The sequence below is a fragment of the Streptomyces sp. AA4 genome (genome assembly GCF_000158875.1).
GTDB lineage: Bacteria > Actinomycetota > Actinomycetes > Mycobacteriales > Pseudonocardiaceae > Amycolatopsis.
In genome coordinates this window covers 3,059,154-3,075,140 of record NZ_GG657746.1, presented here as the reverse complement: position 1 = coordinate 3,075,140, position 15,987 = coordinate 3,059,154, and the positions used below count along the sequence as shown (strand labels likewise).

Below are 15,987 nucleotides of genomic sequence, written 5' to 3'. Positions count from 1 at the left end.
AAAACCTGTGCTGCTGACCGAAAATCACGACGCCGTCCGCGTCCTTACGCTGAATCGGCCGGACAAACTCAACGCGCTCGACACCGCGCTCACCCGCGCTCTCGATACTGCGTTGGACGAAGCCGGACGGGACCCGAGCGTCCGTGCTGTCGTTTTGACGGGGGCTGGGCGCGGGTTTTGCGCCGGGGCTGATTTGAACGAGTTCTCGTCGCTCACCCCTGGCCAGCCGGAAGCCGTTCTCGAACGCGCCGCGCTCACCGCCCGGCTCCAGACGCGCATGCAGCAACTGCCGGTCCCGGTCGTCAGCGCGGTGCGCGGGGCAGCTGTCGGCGGTGGTGCCGGGCTGGCGATCGGGGCGGATCTGGTGGTCGCCGGGTCGGACCTGAAGTTCGGCTATCCCGAGCTGAAGCATTCGATCGTGCCCGCGCTGGTGATGACCGGGCTGGTCCGGCACCTGGGCCGCAAGCTGGCGTTCGAGCTGGTCAGCACCGGCCGGCTGCTCACCGCCGCAGAAGCGTTGTCCTCCGGGCTGGTGAACCGGGTGGTCGAACCTGCCGAGACCGTGCCCGCGGCGCTCGCCATCGCGCAGCGCTGGGCCTCGGTGGAGCCCCGCGCGCTCGCCGCGGCCAAGGACCTCTTCTACCGGGTCGCGGACCTGCCGACGGACGCCGCGATGCGCGCCGGACAGGACGTCAACGCGCTGATGCGCGGGTTCCGCTCATGACCGGCCCGCTCGCCGGGGTCACGGTCCTGGACCTCTCGCGGGTCCTCGCCGCGCCGCTGGCCACCCAGATCCTCGCCGAACTCGGCGCGACCGTGGTCAAGGTCGAACGCCCGGGCAGCGGCGACGAAACCCGCGGCTTCGAACCCCGGTTGCCGCACGGCGAAAGCGCGTACTTCTTCGCCTTCAACCGCGGCAAGCGATCGGTCACTGTGGACTTGAAGGACCCGCGCGGCCGCGACGTCGTCCGGAAACTGGCCGCGCGCGCCGACGTCGTCGTGGAGAACTTCCTGCCCGGCACGCTCGACCGGCTCGGCCTCGGTTACGCCGAACTGGCCGCGGAGAATCCCGGTCTCGTGCTGGTGTCCGCGACCGGCTTCGGCCAGACCGGGCCGGACGCGCACCGCAAGGGCTACGACACGGTGTTCCAGGCGCTGTCCGGGGTGATGGCGATGACCGGCGATCCCGCTGGCCCGCCCGCGAAAACCGGGGTGCCGGTGGCGGACCTGACGTCCGGGCTGTGGGTGGTGATCGCCGTGCTGACCGGGCTTGCCGGGCGATCGTCCGACGGCCGGGGGCGGCACCTGGACGTAGCGATGATGGACGTCCAGCTCAGCCTGCACGCCCTCAACGCCGCGCGGCTGTTCGCACTCGGCGAGGATCCCGTCCGGACGGGGACCGAACACCCGGGGCGCGTGCCGTCGGCGGCGTTCCAGGCCGGGGACGGCGAATGGCTGCACATCAGCGGCAGCGACCAGCATTGGGCGCCGCTGTGCTCCGTGCTCGGACTGTCCACTTTGGCCGAAGACCCTTCGCTGCGGCACAACGCCGGTCGCGTCGAACACCGCGCGCGCGTCATGAAAGCCCTGCGCGGTGCGATCGCCCAGCACGACCGGGACCAGCTGGTCAAGGAACTGCAGGCCGCCGAGGTCCCCGTTGGCGCGGTGCGTTCGGTCCGGGAGGCGCTGGCCGACCCGCATGCCGTCGCGCGGGGTGTCGTCGGGGAGTTCACGCACCCCGTCGAAGGCGCGTTCCCGGCGCTGCGCACGCCGTTGCGCGAGACTGCCGGAGACGCTCCGGCGTTGGGGACGCCTCCGGTGCTCGGCGCGGACACTGACGTCGTACTGCGCGACCTGGCGGGATTGTCGGAGGACGAGATCGAGGGCCTGCGGGCCGCGGGGGTGATCTGATGAACGAACGCGTGACGCTGGATGTCACCGACGGAATCGCCCGCGTCGAACTGGCCCGGCCGACGGCGCGCAACGCGGTGGATCTCGCGATGTGCCACGCGCTGAAGGAAGCCTTCGACGCGGTCGATATCTCAGACGCCCGGGTTGTGCTGCTCAGCGGCGCGGGTCCGGTCTTCTGCGCCGGGGCCGATCTGAAGGAGCGGACCGGCAAGGACGCCGCGTGGGTCCGTCGCCGCCGAGTCGCGTCCTTCGCGGCTTATGCGGCGATCGAGGCCTGCCGGTGTCCGGTCGTCGCGTTGGTGCACGGCACCGTCGTCGGCTCCGGCGGGGAAATCACCCTCGCCGCCGATTTCGCGCTTGCCGCCTCAGACACCGTTTTCCGCTTCCCTGAACCGCATTGGGGCACCGTCGGCGCGACCCAGCGGCTTCAGCGCGCCATCGGGAAACGGCGGGCCAAGGAACTGTTGTTCACCAACACGCCGTTGTCCGCTTCGGAGGCTGCTTCGCTCGGCCTGGTCAACCGCGTCGTCCCCGACCTGGCCGCCGCCGGAGCCGAGGTGGCCGCCGCCATCGCCGCCGCCCCGCCCGGCGCGATCGCCCTGACCAAACGGGCGGTGGATCTGGGATCGGAAACCGACCTCGACCGCGGCATCCGGATCGAAATGTCCGCCATCGAACAGAACCTCGCCGACGGCAGCTGGCGCGACGGCGTCGCCCGGTTCACTGGAGAGCCCCGATGACCGACCTGCGCACCGCCTGCCCGCTCACCGTCCAGGACGCCCTCGCGCGGGCCGCGCTCCTGGCTCCGGACGTCGAGGCCGTCGTCACCGCCGATGCCCGGATCACCTACCGAGAACTGGCTCTTGAGGTTTCCCGGGCACGCGGGGCTCTGGCCGCTTCCGGGATCGGCCGGGGCTCCCGTGTCGGGCTCTGCCTGGGCAATACTCCGGAGTGGGTCACGCTTTTCCTGGCGCTGGGTTCGCTGGGCGCGCTCGTCGTGCCCGTCAACACCCGCTTCACCGCCGACGAGGTGCACTACACTTTGTCGCACGCGAAGGTCAGCACTCTGTTCGCCGCCGACCGTGTTCTGAACGTCAACTTCCCGGAAATGTTCGCCGAGGCAGGCATCGAACCCGGCTGCTCTTCCCTTCCGCTGCTGGAACGCATCGTCATCGTGGGCCAAGAAAGCTGGACCGAGTTCCTGGCCGCCGGTTCTCCCGCCGATCCCGTTGCCACTCCGGACGATCTCCTTCTCGTGCAATACACTTCGGGCACGACTTCGCGCCCCAAAGGCGTCCTCCTGACCCACCGCAGCATGTGCGCCGACGCTTTCTTTTCCGGTGCCCGCATGGGATTGCGCCCCGGCGACCGGTTCCATTCCGCCCGCCCGTTCTTCCACGTCGCCGGAAGCACGCTGTCGGTATTGTCATCCTTGCAACACGCGACCACCTTGGTGACGATGCCGAAATTCGAACCCGCAGAAGCGTTGCGCCTGTTGGAAACCGAACGGTGCACGCACTTCTCCGGCAACGACACCATCGCCCTGCTCCTGCTCAATCACCCGGATCGCCCGCACCGTCGCCTGTCTCTGCGCGGAGCCTGGGTCGCCGCCTCCCCCACCGTCGTGCGCCGCGTCATCGAGGAACTGGGCGCACGCGAATGCGTTGCCGGATACGGGCTTTCCGAAGCGTCTCCGAATGTCGCGCAATCCGCCTGGTGGGAACCGGAAGAAATCCGGGCCTCCGGAGCGATGGCCCCCGAACCAGGCGTGGAAATCCGCATCCGCGCCCTGGACGGCACCCGCGACTGCGCGCCCGGCGAACCCGGCTCGGTGCTGGTGCGGGGGTGGAATGTCATGCAAGGCTACCTGGACGACCCCGTGCGGACCGCCGAAACGATCGACGCCGACGGCTGGCTGTCCACCGGAGACGTCGGCCTGCTCGATGCTTCCGGCCGGTTCCATTTCACCGGCCGCACCAAGGAAATCATCCGGGTGGGCGGGGAAAACGTCGCCCCCGCGGAGGTCGAGGACGTGCTGCACCGGCATCCCGCCGTGCGCCAGGCCGCCGTCGTGGGAGTGCCCGACGAGCGGTTGATCGAAGTGCCCTTCGCATTTGTCGTGCTGACTTCGGCCGGTGTTTCGGAAGAAGAGCTGCTCTTGTGGGCGAAAGAACGCTTGGCAGGCTTCAAAGTCCCGCGACATCTGCGCATTGTGGACGGTTTCGAGGCGATCGGCATGACCGCCAGCGCCAAGGTGCAGAAGAACCACCTGGCGCGTTACGCGCGGACTTTGCTGGAGAACTCCTGATGCGCACTTCCGTCACCGACCTGCTGGGTCTGGACCTGCCCATCATCCAAGCCGGAATGTCGTGGGCCTCGTCGTCCTCGGCTTTGCCTTTGGCCGTCAGCAACTCCGGCGGCCTGGGCGTAGTCGCCGCCGGCCCGATGCGCCTGCCCGACCTCGCGCGGGTCCTGGACGAAATGGCCGCCGGAACCGACCGTCCGTGGGCCGTGAACCTGCCCCTGTACCGGGCCGGCGCCGACGAGGTGATCGAGCTCCTGCTCGCCCGCCGCCCGCCAGTCCTGATCGCCTCCCAAGGCGGCCCGCGCCGGTATCTCGATCGGTTCCAGGCTGTCGGAACCAGATGCCTGCACGTGGTTGCCGGGGTCTCGCATGCACTTAAGGCCGCCGCCGCCGGTGTCGACGGCTTGGTGGCAGTCGGTGCCGAGGCTGGCGGACATCCGCCGCCCGGAATGGTGACCACGCAAGTTCTGGTCCGTGCCGTGGCCACCGCCGTGCCTTCGGTCCCGGTAATCGCGTCCGGCGGAGTCGCCGATGGCGCCGGTTTGGCCGCGATGCTGGCTTTGGGCGCCGGCGCCGCTCAATTCGGAACCCGCTTCCTGGCGAGTTCCGAGGCGACGGTACATCCTTCCTACCAGCAGGCAGTGCTCGCCGCCGGAGTCGACGACACGCGGACGGTGGGCCATGGACTGGGGGTGATCCGCGCGCTGGCGAACGACTTCACCGCGCGAATGGAGGAACTGGAGGCTTCCGGAGCGGAGGAGTCCTTGCGGCGCAAGGTTTTTCAGGCTTCCTCACTGAAGGATGCCGCCCTGCACGGCGATGTCGTTTCGGGAAAGGTGGAAGCCGGTCAGTCGGCGGGGCTGATCACGGAAGTCCTTCCGGCAGCGGAGATCGTCGCGCGCATCACGGAGGAGTACACGGCGGCGGTACGGCGGCTGCCTCGGGTTTGATTGCTCCGTTCAGCGCAAGCCCGCCGGTGATCGAATTTCGGTAGGCTGCGCAGGTGAGCCGCCTGATCGAAGAGATCGTCGAAATCACCCGGTGGACCGGAAGCATCCGGCCGGGCCGGGACTGGAGCACTGTCGAACGGGACATCGGCACCGTGCTCCCGGATGACTACAAGGAATTGTTCTCCCGATTCCCGTCGGGCGCTTTCTGCGACGCGATCGTCGTGGCCAACCCGGTCGACGCCCGCACGGACTATCCGCGTTTCCTGCGGGAGGACGTCCTCGGAACCCTGGAAATCCTGGCCGACGAACGGTTGGAATACCTCAACGGCACGAACTACCGCCTCTTCCCCGCCGAAGGCGGCCTTCTGCCCTGGGGCGGAGACGGACAGGGCGGCATGTTCTGCTGGCTCACCGAACCAGCAGACCCGAACCGGTGGCTGATCGCCCACTACAACGCGGATTTCCGCGAATGGTTCGAATACGAGGGCGGCGTCGTGGAAATGATCTGGGAAGTCCTCACCCGCCCCGGAGGCGACAATCTCCTCCGCCGCGACCTCGACCACGAGGAACCGATCTTCCGGGTCCCCTCGACGTACGCGGGCGAACGGCTCGGCTGGATCCCGAACCCGGAGTACCGATGACCCCCCGATCGATCGACGAACTCGCCCGACTCTCCGGCTGGACCGGCGGCATCCGCCAAGGCCGGAACTGGACCGAGGTCGAACAGGCCGTCGGCATCCGCTACCCCGACGACTGCAAAGCCCTGATGTCCAGGTTCCCGTCGGGCTGCTTCCGCGGCGCGGTGAACTTCGCCAATCCCGTCGACGCCCGCGTCGACCTGGAGACGTTCGTCCGCGACAAGATCCACGACGTGCTCGAGTCTTTCGACTCCCCCTGGGGAAATTTCCTGGAAGGCACCGGCTACCGCCTGTTCCCCGAACCCGGCGGCCTCCTCCCCTGGGCCAACGACACCGGCGGCGGCGTGTTCTTCTGGCGGACCAGCCCCGAAGACCCGAACCAGTGGCCCGTGGTCTTCTGGGACCGGGGCACATTCGAGTGGAACGAGCACCCCGGCGGAATGGTCGAGGTCATCTGGGAAGTCCTCGCCCAACCCGGCGAAGACAACATCCTCCGCATGGACCTCGGCTACGAGAAACCGATCTTCCGGGTCCCGTCGATCCACCTGGGAGACGGCAAATGGCTGCCCCACGCGGAGTACCGCTGATCGAGCAAGGAAGGTCAGCCGGTGTCCGCTGACGAAGCGAGCCGCTCGATGATCCGCCGCGGCACCTGGATCAGGACCCCGCTCGCCACGCCAAGCGCGCCGAGCATGTAGAGCGTCACCGTATTCGACACGTCCACCGCATGCGCGAGCCCGGCCTCCGACGCACTCAGCAGGATCACCGCCCGTACCGCGGCCGCGGCCAGCAAAATCGTTCCCAGCAGCGCGGTCAGCGCGCGCTGCCACCGCCGGTACCGCGGCACCGAACTCCACGCGCACGCGAAAGCCCGCTCCCGCGCCGGGTCGCCGAAACTCGCGGCCGACGCGGCGAAAACGTGGGTCAGCGGAGCCCGCCGCCACAACGTGACCAGGCAGAAAACCCCAGCGACCAGAACGTAAGCCGCCTCGCGCAGTGCGGCGACCCGCGGGTTCCGCGTCACCAAAGTCAAAGTGAGTGTCGTGGCCAGCTCAATCAGGACCAGCAGCCCCACCAGGTCCAGCCGACGACGGCGGATTGTCGCCGCGACGGCGAGCACCGCGACCACCAGCGCCGGTCCGGTCAGAGACCAGAAAACTCCCGCCCCGCACGCGCGAAGCACGTAGTAGCCCCCGACAGAGACCGCGACTTCGAGCAGCGCGGTACCGAGACTTCGGCTCTCCATCAGCCCCTCCCCATTAGTCTGTTACAGACTAGTACAGTACAGACTATGGCTCCTCGAGGAAACCTGTCCCCGGTCGTGCTCGCGGTTCTCGCGCTTCTCGCCGAGGAACCGCGGCACGCCTACGGGATGCAGCAGCTGATCAAGGAACGCGGCGTCGACCTGGTCGTGAATGTCCGCACGCGCTCGGGTTTGCACACCGCGCTGGACCGGCTCGTCCGCGACGGGCTGGTCCGCGTCCACGCCGTCGAACGCACCGAACGGCGGCCCGAGCGCACGGTTTACGAGATCACTCCGGCCGGTCGGGAAACGTTGCTGACCGCGGTCCGCTCCGGCATCGCGACCCCGGCTGCCGAGTTCCCGCTCTTTCCGGCGGCGGTGTCATTTCTGCACCTGCTCGCCCCGGAAGACGCACTAGTCCACTTGCGACAGCGAATCGAGGCGCTGCAGGAACGGCTCGACGGAACCGAGACGGTGCTCCGCGCCTCGCGCGACGCCTACGTTCCACGGCTGCACCTGCTGGAGCACGAGCACCGAACAGCCGTCGTCACGGCAGAACTGACGTGGCTCCGGGAAGTGTGCGCGGATCTGGAAAGCGGCGAACTCAGCTGGCAGCGATACGCCTAAGCACCCCAGCTGTCCGGCTGCCGCCCGTCCACATCCGTCACCCCGTACTCCCGCGCCAGCTCCGCCGAACTCACCGACCGCTGATTCTACCGATCCCGCCCAGGATCCGCCGCCATCGCAGCCACCCCGCGGCCCGCATACCGCGGCGATTCCGACTCCGCGAACCCGGCAGGAGCACCAGCCGCCAAAGCCGACCGCCAGTTCTCCTCAGTCACCCCGTAAGCGTCGAGCATCATCTCCGACCGCAGCCAACCCGGCGTGACCGCAACAGCCGCACCTGCGTAAGCAGCCAGCTCATGTCCCTGCGAGAAAGCCAGCCGGTTCACCGACGCCTTGGCCAGGTCGTAAAACACCGAGATCCGGTAGCGCGCGGCATTGTGCGCCGCGGTCCCGTCGGTGACCTCGACCACCAACCCGCCTGGCTCCCGGATCACCAGCGGCAGCAGGAAATGCGACGTGACCAGATGCGTCTCCACCCCGAGCCGGAGGATCCGCAACCCGGCATCGAGATCGTGTTCCCACACCGGCGTGTTCCAGTCCGCCGGACCGCCCTTGAGCCGTTCCGCGCCCCAAATGTCGTTGACCAGCACGTGAAGCCGCCCGTGCTCGGCATCAACGAACGCAGCCAGCCGGCGGACGTCGTCGTGGTCCAGATGATCTGCGACGAACGGAACACCGACCCCGCCCAGCTGAGATACCAGCGCAGCGGTTTCCTCGACGGTCTCCGGCCGGTCGTAGTCGGAGCGCCGGAGTACGTTGCGGCTGCTGCGGCCGGTGCAGATCACGGTCGCCCCGGCCTCGCCCAGCGCCGCGGCGATTCCCCGGCCCGCACCGCGGGTCGCCCCCGCGACGAGGGCGACCCGGCCGTGCAGATCAGGCGGCATCGGGCCAGTGTGGCGCCGGCCGCGGGAAAACTCAGCTCGAAGCGGCGCTCAGCTCCCGCCCCCGCAATGCGAAACGCTGGATCTTGCCGCTCGGCGTCTTCGGCAGTTCCGCCACGAAGTGGATGCGCCGCGGGTAGACGTGCGCGGCCAGGCGGGTCTTGACCGTCTGCTTCAGCTCGTCGACCAGCTCGTCCGACCCCTCGACCCCGGGGTTCAGCACGACGTAAGCCACCACCAGCTCGCCGCGCAGTTCGTCCGGCGCGCCGATCACCGCGGCTTCCGCGACGGCCTCGTGCTGCGTCAGCGCGCTTTCCACCTCGAACGGGCCGATCCGGTAGCCCGCCATGAGGATCACGTCGTCGTCGCGGGAGCCGAAGGTCAGGTACCCGTCGCGGTCGCGGGCGGCGATGTCGCCGGTGTAGTACCAGCGGCCGTCGGCGCTGAAGCGTTCCGCGGTCCGCTCGGGGGCGTCGCGGTAGCCGGAGAACGGCATAAGCGGGCTGGCGGACACGTCGATCGCGACGCGGCCGGTCTCGCCGACCTCCGCGATCTCGTCGCTGCCCGCCTTCAGGACCTCGACGGCGAACCCGGGCAGCGGGCGTCCCATCGAACCGGTCTTGACCGGCGCGATCAGCTGCGGATGCCAGGCGTTGCCGACGACCATGCCGGTTTCGGTCTGCCCGTAGTGGTCGCGCACCGGGCAGCCGAGGACCTCCTCGGCCCAGGTCACGACGTCCGGCGTCAGCGGCTCCCCGGCCGACGAGCAGTGCCGCAGCCGCAGCCCGGCCGGCACCGGCAGGCCCGAGCTGCGCAGCGCGCGGTACACCGTCGGGCCGGCGGTGAAGTTGGTGACGCCGAAGCGTTCCAGCACCTGCCAGGTCAGCTCGGGGCTGAACCCGGCGTGCAGCAGGATGCTGCGGCGTCCGGTCGCGAGCGGGCCGAGCAACGCGAAGTACAGCCCGTACGCCCAGCCCGGGTCGGCGGCGTTCCAGAAGACGTCCTCGTCGGTCTGGTCGAGGCCGAACACCTGGTAGGAGTGGATTCCGGCGAGTCCGCGCAGCGGCACCGGCACGGCCTTCGGGGTGCCGGTCGTGCCGGAGGTGAAGATCTCGACGAGCGTGCCGTCGCCGCCGACCGCGACCGGGTCGGGCAGCGGGTGCGGCTCGTCCAGCAGCGCCTCGAACGACAGGTCGCCGCCGGACGCTTCGCCGGTCGTCACGATGATCCGCGACGGGTCGGCGGGCAGGTCCTCGCCCGGGTCGAGCTTGGCGCGCTGACCGGCGTCGACCACGACCACGCGCGTCCCGTTGCCGACGATCCGCTGGGCGATCGCGGGCGGCGCGAACGCGGTGAACAGCGGCACGTGGACCGCGCCGAGCCGCCAGATCGCGAGCAGCGCGGTCACCAGTTCGGCGGACTTGCCCATCAGCGTCGCGACCCGGTCGCCGGGCCGCACGCCGTGCGCGGCCAGCGCGGCGGCGAACCGGGCGGAAGCGGCCTCGAGCTGGCCGTACGTGAGGTCGCGGCTGCTGAGGTCGGCCTCGACGAGGGTGAACGCGACGGCGTCGGCCGGATGCCGTCCGCACAGCAACTGGGTCGCGTCCGCGTCCGGCGCGGCATAGGTCTGCAACAGGTCGAACATGGTGCGTTCAGGGCTCACGGGGCTGCTCCACGGTCATCGTCGGCCGGTGTCGGCACATCGTCGCCGCAGGTCAGCAGGCCGACCACCCCCGAACAGGGGTGGTCGGCCGTTTTTGCCGGACCCGCTCTGACCAGGCGTTTCGACCCGCACGCGGCGACAACGGCGGCGCGGCTGGGTAGAATCGCACCTCCTGCCGGAGCCTCCGTGCCGCCGAAGTGGGGTGCCTGCCGTGACGAGTGCCGCCGAGACGACCGCCGAAGTGCGCCGCGCCCTGGCCCGGCTCCGCAGCGCGGCGGGCGTGCCGCTGTCGTTCGGCGGCGAGGTCGTGGACGGCAAACGGCTGCGGATGACCGAACTTCTCGGCAACACCACGACGTCGCTGCTCGGCCTCGTCGTCGCGGAGGGCAAAGGCCTCGGCGGTCGCGCGATCGGCGTGCGGAAACCGGTGGTGCTGCCCGACTACTACACCAGCGACGCGATCAGCCACCACTTCGACCGCGCGGTCCAGGCAGAGGGCGTGCGCTCGGTGATGGCGGTGCCGGTGATCGTGCACCGGACGGTCCGGGCGGTGCTGTACGGCGCGGTCCGCGAACATGTCCGCTTCGGCGACCGGTCGGTCACCGCGATGGTCGAAGTGGCCCGCGACCTGGAACAAGAGCTGGCGGTGCGCGCCGAAGTCCAGCGACGGCTGGACCTGCTCGCCCCGGAGCCGGAAGCCGTGCCGTCGGGAAAGCCCGCGGACCTGGAAGCGGTCCGGGAGAGCCATGCGGAGCTGCGCCGGATCGCCGCCGCTGTCGAAGACCCGGAACTGCGCGCCCGGATCGACGCGGTATGCCAGTCCTTGACCGGCGACCCGGTGCGCGGGCCGTCGTTGTCGCCGCGCGAACTGGACGTCCTCGAAGGAGCCGCCGCCGGGCAGACCAACGCGGACATCGCCGAGGCGCTCGGGTTGGGGCCGGAGACGGTGAAAAGCTACCTGCGCAACGCGATGCGGAAGCTGGACGCGAAGACCCGCCTTCAAGCCGTCAACGCCGCCCGCCGAGCCAATCTGCTTCCTTAGCCCGCACCACCCACGCGAAAGGTCCGTGAAGGACTCCTTGAGGGAATCTGATTCCCTCAAGGAGTCCTTCACGGACCGCTCTCCGCAGCGATCAAACCCGCACCGTCCGCTCCCACCCGAGGCACGGGTCCGTCCGGCTCACCGCCCGATCGGCGGGCGCCCGGTCCGGATCCTGGGCCCCGTCCCGCACATACGACTCGGTCATCACCTCGGCCACCGCCGCCCCCTCGCACAGCAGCGCCCCGACCGGCTGCCCACGCGGCTGCCTCCGCCCACGAAACTCACGCGACCCCTTCCGCACCCAGCGCTCGCAGCAACGTCCCGAATTTCGCGCTGGTCTCCGCCAATTCCGCGGCCGGATCCGACCCGGCGACGATCCCCGCTCCCGCGAACAGCCGCGCTGTCCGGTCCGACACCTCGGCACACCGGATCGTCACGACCCACTCGCCGTCCCCCGCGAGATCGGTCCAGCCGACCAGCCCGGCGTAATACCCGCGATCCACCGGCTCGAGCCGCGCGATCGTGTCGCGCGCCAAATCGACCGGAACCCCGCACACCGCAGGCGTCGGATGCAACGCCTCGGCCAGCTCCAGCGACGACGGCCCGCCCGGCCCCACCCGCCCGGTGATCCGGGTCGAAAGGTGCCACATCGTAGGCGTGCCAATCACTTCCGGCTTCTCCGGAACCTCCAGTTCGGTGCAGTAACGCCCCAGCACCTCGGCGACCTGCGCAGCGACGAGAGCATGCTCGGCAAGGTCTTTTTCGGACACTCGCAGTTCGGCAATCGCTTGGGCATCCCGCGCCGGATCCCCCGTCCGCCGCCGCGACCCAGCGAGCGGATTCGCGGTCACGACGTCGCCCTGGCGAGACACCAGCAACTCCGGACTGGCCCCGACGAGCGTCCGCGGCGTCGGATCCCCAGGCGCGCTGACGTCAACGGCAAAGGCGTGCGCCGCCGGATCCGCCACGACAAGCTCACGGAGCAGTTTTCGCACCGAAACACCTTGCTCGCCAACGAGATCCAACGCCCGAGCGAGGACGACCTTGCGGAGTTCCCCGTCACCGATCAGCTCGACCGCCCGGCGGACACTTTCGGCATACACCTCAGGGGCGGGCTGCGGCACTACGGTCCAGCGACTCTGATTGTTGCGCAACAACGCTTCGGCGTCTTTGGCACCTGAGCCGCCTCGGAATGCGGCGGACTCCGCGCCCAGCTCCTCATCGCGCACCTGCGAACGCCCGCGCACCTTCCCACCGGACGTCGCCGCGCGGCCGTCGCCCGCCATTTCCCGGTCAGCGCGTTCGCCCGTCGCCATCTCCCGGTCAACAGAGCCAGAAATCGGCCTCGCCAACTGCGCGCTGCTGCCCGCACCGTCCTCGTCGCCAGGCGCCTGTGCCCGCCGCACCACCGCGGGCACAATCAAGCTGCTCCCGGAATCCGGCCGAAACCCGATGGCTCCCACCACAACCGGGTCCGCGACCCCCGCCAGCACCGCGGCCTCCAACGCCTCGGCAGCCGCCGCGGCCCGAGCGCCGGAAGCGCCGCGGACGTGCGAATGCACCCCGTCGGCGAGCAACACCCCGCGCGCCGACGAGTAGTAGAACGACCCCGGCAGATACGCGGCCAGGAGATCCGCCGCCCGGTGGACCGGCCGCGGACGGGCCGGAGCAGGTGAGGACACGAGGTGAATTTCCTTTCGCACACGCGCAGGCGGCCGAGCCGCCCCGTCCGCCTCCTGGACAAGGTCCAGACTCGACTGTTTGGTTAGCCTAACCTAATTGACACTAACGTACTCGGACGAAAAGGAAAAGCCGCCCGGCGGGTCAACCCGGGTCACGCGCGGAGCGTGGCACCGCCGTCGACGTAGAGGTTCTGCAGGGTGACGTGCCGAGCCTGGTCGGACGCGAGAAAGGGCACCGCGTCCGCGATGTCGGCGATCCGCCCGAGCGGAATCCCGACGCGCCCCTGCTCGGGATTCCCCGCGATCACGCGTTCTCGCCGGATTCGTCCGTCCACAGTAGACGTTACAGGTCCCTGTCGGTCGACCCCGGCGAGACAATGTCGCACCGGATCCCCGACGCGGCGAGTTCCGGCCCGAGGCAGCAAGTGAGCATGGTCGCCGCTTTGGAAGCCGCATAGGCCGCCATCCCGGACCGCGGGACACCAGCCGCGTTCGACCCGACGGTGACCAGCGCCCCGCTCCCCCGAGGCTGCATCTGCGAGCGCCTCGACGACGGTCGCCCCGACCCCGCGCGCACCGCCGGTCACCAGTGCGATCCGCCCCTCGATCCCGGCTCCCGCGTCACCGCGCACCTCACCCTCCGACGCCAATGATTAGTCAACCTAACTTAATCGGGCGAGTGACGGCCAGCGTGATCCCGCCCACCCCGGGGATCAGCTCCCGGGCGCGAAGTTCCGCAACCGCAAGCTGTTCGCCACCACCAGCACCGACGACAACGACATCGCGGCCCCGGCGATCAGCGGGTTCAGCAGCCCGCACGCGGCGAGCGGCAGCGCGGCCACGTTGTACCCGAACGCCCAGACGAGATTCCCTCGAATGGTGCGCAACGTCCGCTGCGCGAGGCGGATCGCGTCCGGCAGCACCGACAGGTCTTCGCGGACCAGGATGATGTCGGCCGACCGCAAGGCGAGATCAGTCCCCTCGGCGACCGCCAATCCGAGGTCAGCAGTCGCCAGTGCGGGGGCGTCGTTCACCCCGTCGCCGACCATCGCCACCCGATGTCCCTTGCCCCGCAACGCAGACACCGCCGCCGCCTTCTCGCTGGGCAACACCCCAGCGAGCACCTCGGAGATCCCGACCTCCGCGGCGACGGCTCGGGCGGTCACCTCGTTGTCTCCGGTAAGCAACACCGTTTTCAACCCAAGCCGATGCAACTGCGCCACCGCCGCCCGGGCCGAAGGCTTCACCTCGTCCCGCACCACGAGCATGCCCGCGACCTCGCCGGCCGCCGCCACGAGCACGACCGTCGCCCCGCCAGCCTCCGCCGACGCCACCGCGTCCTCAACCTCCGGGACGACCGAAACCCCTTCGTCCACCAGCAACCTCGGCCGACCGACCACCACAGTCATCCCCTCGACCACGCCACGCGCGCCCAGCCCAGGCAATGCCTCGAACTCATCCGCCGGAAGCACCTCTGGCCCACCGGCGACAATCGCTGCGGCAATCGGGTGTTCCGACGACGCTTCCACCGCTGCTGCGAGGCGAAGCACCTCCGTCGGCGCGAACGCCCCGAACGCCCGAGTCTCCGCGAGTGTCATCCGCCCCTGGGTCACCGTTCCGGTCTTGTCCAGCACGACGGTGTCGACCGTACGACTCGCCTCGAGCGCATCCGGCCCCTTCACGAGAATCCCGAGCTGCGCACCCCGCCCGACGCCGACCATCAGCGCCGTCGGCGTCGCGAGCCCCAACGCGCACGGGCACGCGATGATCAGCACCGACACCGCCGCGCCGAAGGCGTCCCGAACCGGATTCCCGGCGAGCAACCATCCCGCCAAGGTGAGCAGCGCCAACGCCGAAACCACCGGAACGAACACCGCGCACACCCGGTCGGCCAGCCGCTGCACCGCCGCCTTCCGCTCCTGCGCCCGCTCGGCCAGCGCACTCATCTGCGCCAGCTGTGACCGCGCGCCGACGGCCTCCGCACGCACCACCAGCCGGCCGTTCAGGTTGATGCTCCCGCCGATCACCCGGGTTCCCGGCCCGACCTCCGCCGGGACGGGTTCGCCCGTGATGGCACTTACATCCACTGTGGACAGACCGCTGTCGACAGTTCCGTCCGCGGCGATCTTCTCCCCCGGCCGCACCACGAAGCGGTCGCCGACGGCCAGTTCGCCGATACCGACCAGCACTTCGCCGTCCTCGCGCAGAATCCGCACGTCCTTCGCGGCCAACGCGTCCAGCGCGCCGAGCAGATCCGCCGCGCCTCGCCGTGACCGCGCCTCGAAATACCGGCCAGCGAGCAAGAATGTCGTCACTCCGGCCGCGACATCGAGGTACACCGAATCCGCGCCGGGCGCGGTCGCGCCGAACCCGATCCAGTATCCCGCTTCGCCGCCCGAGCCGATCAGCACCGAAGCCGCCGACCACAGATAGGAGGCCAGCACACCCAGGGAAACGAGCGTGTCCATACTGGACGATCGGTGCCGCAGATTGCGCAGCGCGGCGCGGTGGAACGGTGCCGCCGACCAGAACACCACGGGTGTCGCGAGCAGCAGGCATACCAGCTCCCACAACGGAAATCGCAACGACGGCACGAGCGCGAGCGTGATCGACAGATTGCCGAGCGGGACGGCCAGCACCGCGGCCACGATCAGCCGGCGGCGCAAGTCGCGAACCCGCGCGTCGCGGTTTTCCGGGCTGGTTTCGCCGCGGACGGTCGCGGTGTAGCCCGCGCGCTCGATCGTCGCGACCAGCGAGGCAGGGTCGAGGTCAGGCGGATAGTGGACAGTCGCGCGTTCGGTCGCGTAGTTCACCGTGGCGCGGACGCCGTCGAGCTTGCCGAGGGAACGCTCGACGCGCGCCGCACAAGCGGCACAGGTCATCCCGCCGACGGCGAGATCGAGGTGACGGGTCGGGGTCGCCGCGGGGGCGGCGGTCTGCGCAGACATGGTTCTCCGGATTCCAGGACGGGCACAAAGTCGGTGGCAGTGCCGACGCCGGGAAGGCGGACTGATTTCCATAGTACGCCTGGTTTTCCGTCGCCAC

Annotated in this window: 13 protein-coding genes and 2 pseudogenes; 9 read left to right on the top strand and 6 right to left on the bottom strand. The window is 69.6% G+C overall.

From position 1 onward, the window contains the following. Nucleotides 1-7: 7 nt before the first annotated feature. The 7 genes from SSMG_RS14270 to SSMG_RS14240 are packed head-to-tail and all read left to right on the top strand — an operon-like array spanning nt 8 to nt 6,391. Nucleotides 8-724, top strand: a complete 717-nt coding sequence (locus tag SSMG_RS14270) for an enoyl-CoA hydratase/isomerase family protein (protein WP_199785906.1) — start codon at nt 8-10, stop codon at nt 722-724. Next, nucleotides 721-1,911, top strand: a complete 1,191-nt coding sequence (locus SSMG_RS14265) for a CaiB/BaiF CoA-transferase family protein (protein ID WP_009076855.1) — start codon at nt 721-723, stop codon at nt 1,909-1,911. The genes SSMG_RS14270 and SSMG_RS14265 overlap by 4 nt, the downstream gene beginning before the upstream one ends. Then, complete coding sequence (locus SSMG_RS14260; protein WP_009076854.1) at nt 1,911-2,651, top strand: enoyl-CoA hydratase/isomerase family protein; 741 nt, start codon at nt 1,911-1,913, stop codon at nt 2,649-2,651. The genes SSMG_RS14265 and SSMG_RS14260 overlap by 1 nt, the downstream gene beginning before the upstream one ends. After that, on the top strand, nt 2,648-4,219 hold the full coding sequence (locus SSMG_RS14255) for an AMP-binding protein (RefSeq protein ID WP_009076853.1): 1,572 nt from the start codon (nt 2,648-2,650) through the stop codon (nt 4,217-4,219). The genes SSMG_RS14260 and SSMG_RS14255 overlap by 4 nt, the downstream gene beginning before the upstream one ends. Beyond that, nucleotides 4,219-5,166, top strand: a complete 948-nt coding sequence (locus tag SSMG_RS14250) for a nitronate monooxygenase family protein (RefSeq protein WP_037713647.1) — start codon at nt 4,219-4,221, stop codon at nt 5,164-5,166. Before SSMG_RS14255 ends, SSMG_RS14250 begins: the two co-directional genes overlap by 1 nt. 53 nt (nt 5,167-5,219) lie before the next feature. Next, nucleotides 5,220-5,807, top strand: a complete 588-nt coding sequence (locus SSMG_RS14245) for an SMI1/KNR4 family protein (RefSeq protein WP_037713644.1) — start codon at nt 5,220-5,222, stop codon at nt 5,805-5,807. Further along, nucleotides 5,804-6,391 carry an SMI1/KNR4 family protein gene (locus SSMG_RS14240; protein ID WP_050788179.1) on the top strand — a complete coding sequence of 196 codons (588 nt, stop codon included), beginning with the start codon at nt 5,804-5,806 and terminating at the stop codon, nt 6,389-6,391. The genes SSMG_RS14245 and SSMG_RS14240 overlap by 4 nt, the downstream gene beginning before the upstream one ends. Nucleotides 6,392-6,405: 14 nt before the next feature. On the opposite strand, the gene SSMG_RS14235 is transcribed toward SSMG_RS14240, so the two are convergent. Further along, nucleotides 6,406-7,050 carry a VC0807 family protein gene (locus SSMG_RS14235; RefSeq protein WP_009076848.1) on the bottom strand — a complete coding sequence of 215 codons (645 nt, stop codon included), beginning with the start codon at nt 7,048-7,050 and terminating at the stop codon, nt 6,406-6,408. A 45-nt stretch (nt 7,051-7,095) separates the two neighbouring features. On the opposite strand from SSMG_RS14235, the gene SSMG_RS14230 reads away from it, so the two are divergent. Further along, a complete protein-coding gene (locus tag SSMG_RS14230) occupies nt 7,096-7,674 on the top strand; it encodes a PadR family transcriptional regulator (protein WP_009076846.1) in 579 nt (192 codons plus the stop codon). On the opposite strand, the pseudogene SSMG_RS14225 reads toward SSMG_RS14230, so the two are convergent. Beyond that, a pseudogene (locus SSMG_RS14225) lies at nt 7,671-8,558 on the bottom strand (SDR family oxidoreductase). The gene SSMG_RS14230 and the pseudogene SSMG_RS14225 overlap by 4 nt on opposite strands. Nucleotides 8,559-8,589: 31 nt before the next feature. Beyond that, complete coding sequence (locus tag SSMG_RS14220; RefSeq protein WP_009076843.1) at nt 8,590-10,218, bottom strand: AMP-binding protein; 1,629 nt, start codon at nt 10,216-10,218, stop codon at nt 8,590-8,592. 211 nt (nt 10,219-10,429) lie between these two features. On the opposite strand from SSMG_RS14220, the gene SSMG_RS14215 reads away from it, so the two are divergent. Beyond that, nucleotides 10,430-11,260: a LuxR C-terminal-related transcriptional regulator gene (locus SSMG_RS14215; protein ID WP_037713640.1), complete on the top strand. Its 831-nt coding sequence runs from the start codon at nt 10,430-10,432 to the stop codon at nt 11,258-11,260. Nucleotides 11,261-11,541: 281 nt separating this feature from the next. Here the strand turns inward: SSMG_RS14215 and SSMG_RS42965 are convergent, their stop codons facing one another. The 3 genes and pseudogenes from SSMG_RS42965 to SSMG_RS14190 all read right to left on the bottom strand — a co-directional run bounded on the left by SSMG_RS42965 (nt 11,542) and on the right by SSMG_RS14190 (nt 15,890). After that, complete coding sequence (locus SSMG_RS42965; RefSeq protein ID WP_037713638.1) at nt 11,542-12,942, bottom strand: isochorismate synthase; 1,401 nt, start codon at nt 12,940-12,942, stop codon at nt 11,542-11,544. Between the two features lie 152 nt (nt 12,943-13,094). Further along, nucleotides 13,095-13,468: pseudogene (locus SSMG_RS42370) on the bottom strand (SDR family oxidoreductase); the annotation flags it as partial. Nucleotides 13,469-13,655: 187 nt separating this feature from the next. Next, the gene (locus SSMG_RS14190; protein WP_009076834.1) at nt 13,656-15,890 is read right to left on the bottom strand and encodes a cation-translocating P-type ATPase; all 2,235 of its coding nucleotides are present in this window, start codon (nt 15,888-15,890) and stop codon (nt 13,656-13,658) included. Nucleotides 15,891-15,987: the final 97 nt, after the last annotated feature.

Excerpts from the sequence above, each read along its gene's own strand:
- SSMG_RS14235 (WP_009076848.1), bottom strand. The coding sequence starts at position 7,050 with ATGGAGAGCCGAAGTCTCGGTACCGCGCTGCTCGAAGTCGCGGTCTCT.
- SSMG_RS14260 (WP_009076854.1), top strand. The coding sequence starts at position 1,911 with ATGAACGAACGCGTGACGCTGGATGTCACCGACGGAATCGCCCGCGTC.
- SSMG_RS14190 (WP_009076834.1), bottom strand. The coding sequence starts at position 15,890 with ATGTCTGCGCAGACCGCCGCCCCCGCGGCGACCCCGACCCGTCACCTC.
- SSMG_RS14230 (WP_009076846.1), top strand. The coding sequence starts at position 7,096 with ATGGCTCCTCGAGGAAACCTGTCCCCGGTCGTGCTCGCGGTTCTCGCG.
- SSMG_RS14250 (WP_037713647.1), top strand. The coding sequence starts at position 4,219 with ATGCGCACTTCCGTCACCGACCTGCTGGGTCTGGACCTGCCCATCATC.
- SSMG_RS14265 (WP_009076855.1), top strand. The coding sequence starts at position 721 with ATGACCGGCCCGCTCGCCGGGGTCACGGTCCTGGACCTCTCGCGGGTC.
- SSMG_RS14240 (WP_050788179.1), top strand. The coding sequence starts at position 5,804 with ATGACCCCCCGATCGATCGACGAACTCGCCCGACTCTCCGGCTGGACC.
- SSMG_RS14255 (WP_009076853.1), top strand. The coding sequence starts at position 2,648 with ATGACCGACCTGCGCACCGCCTGCCCGCTCACCGTCCAGGACGCCCTC.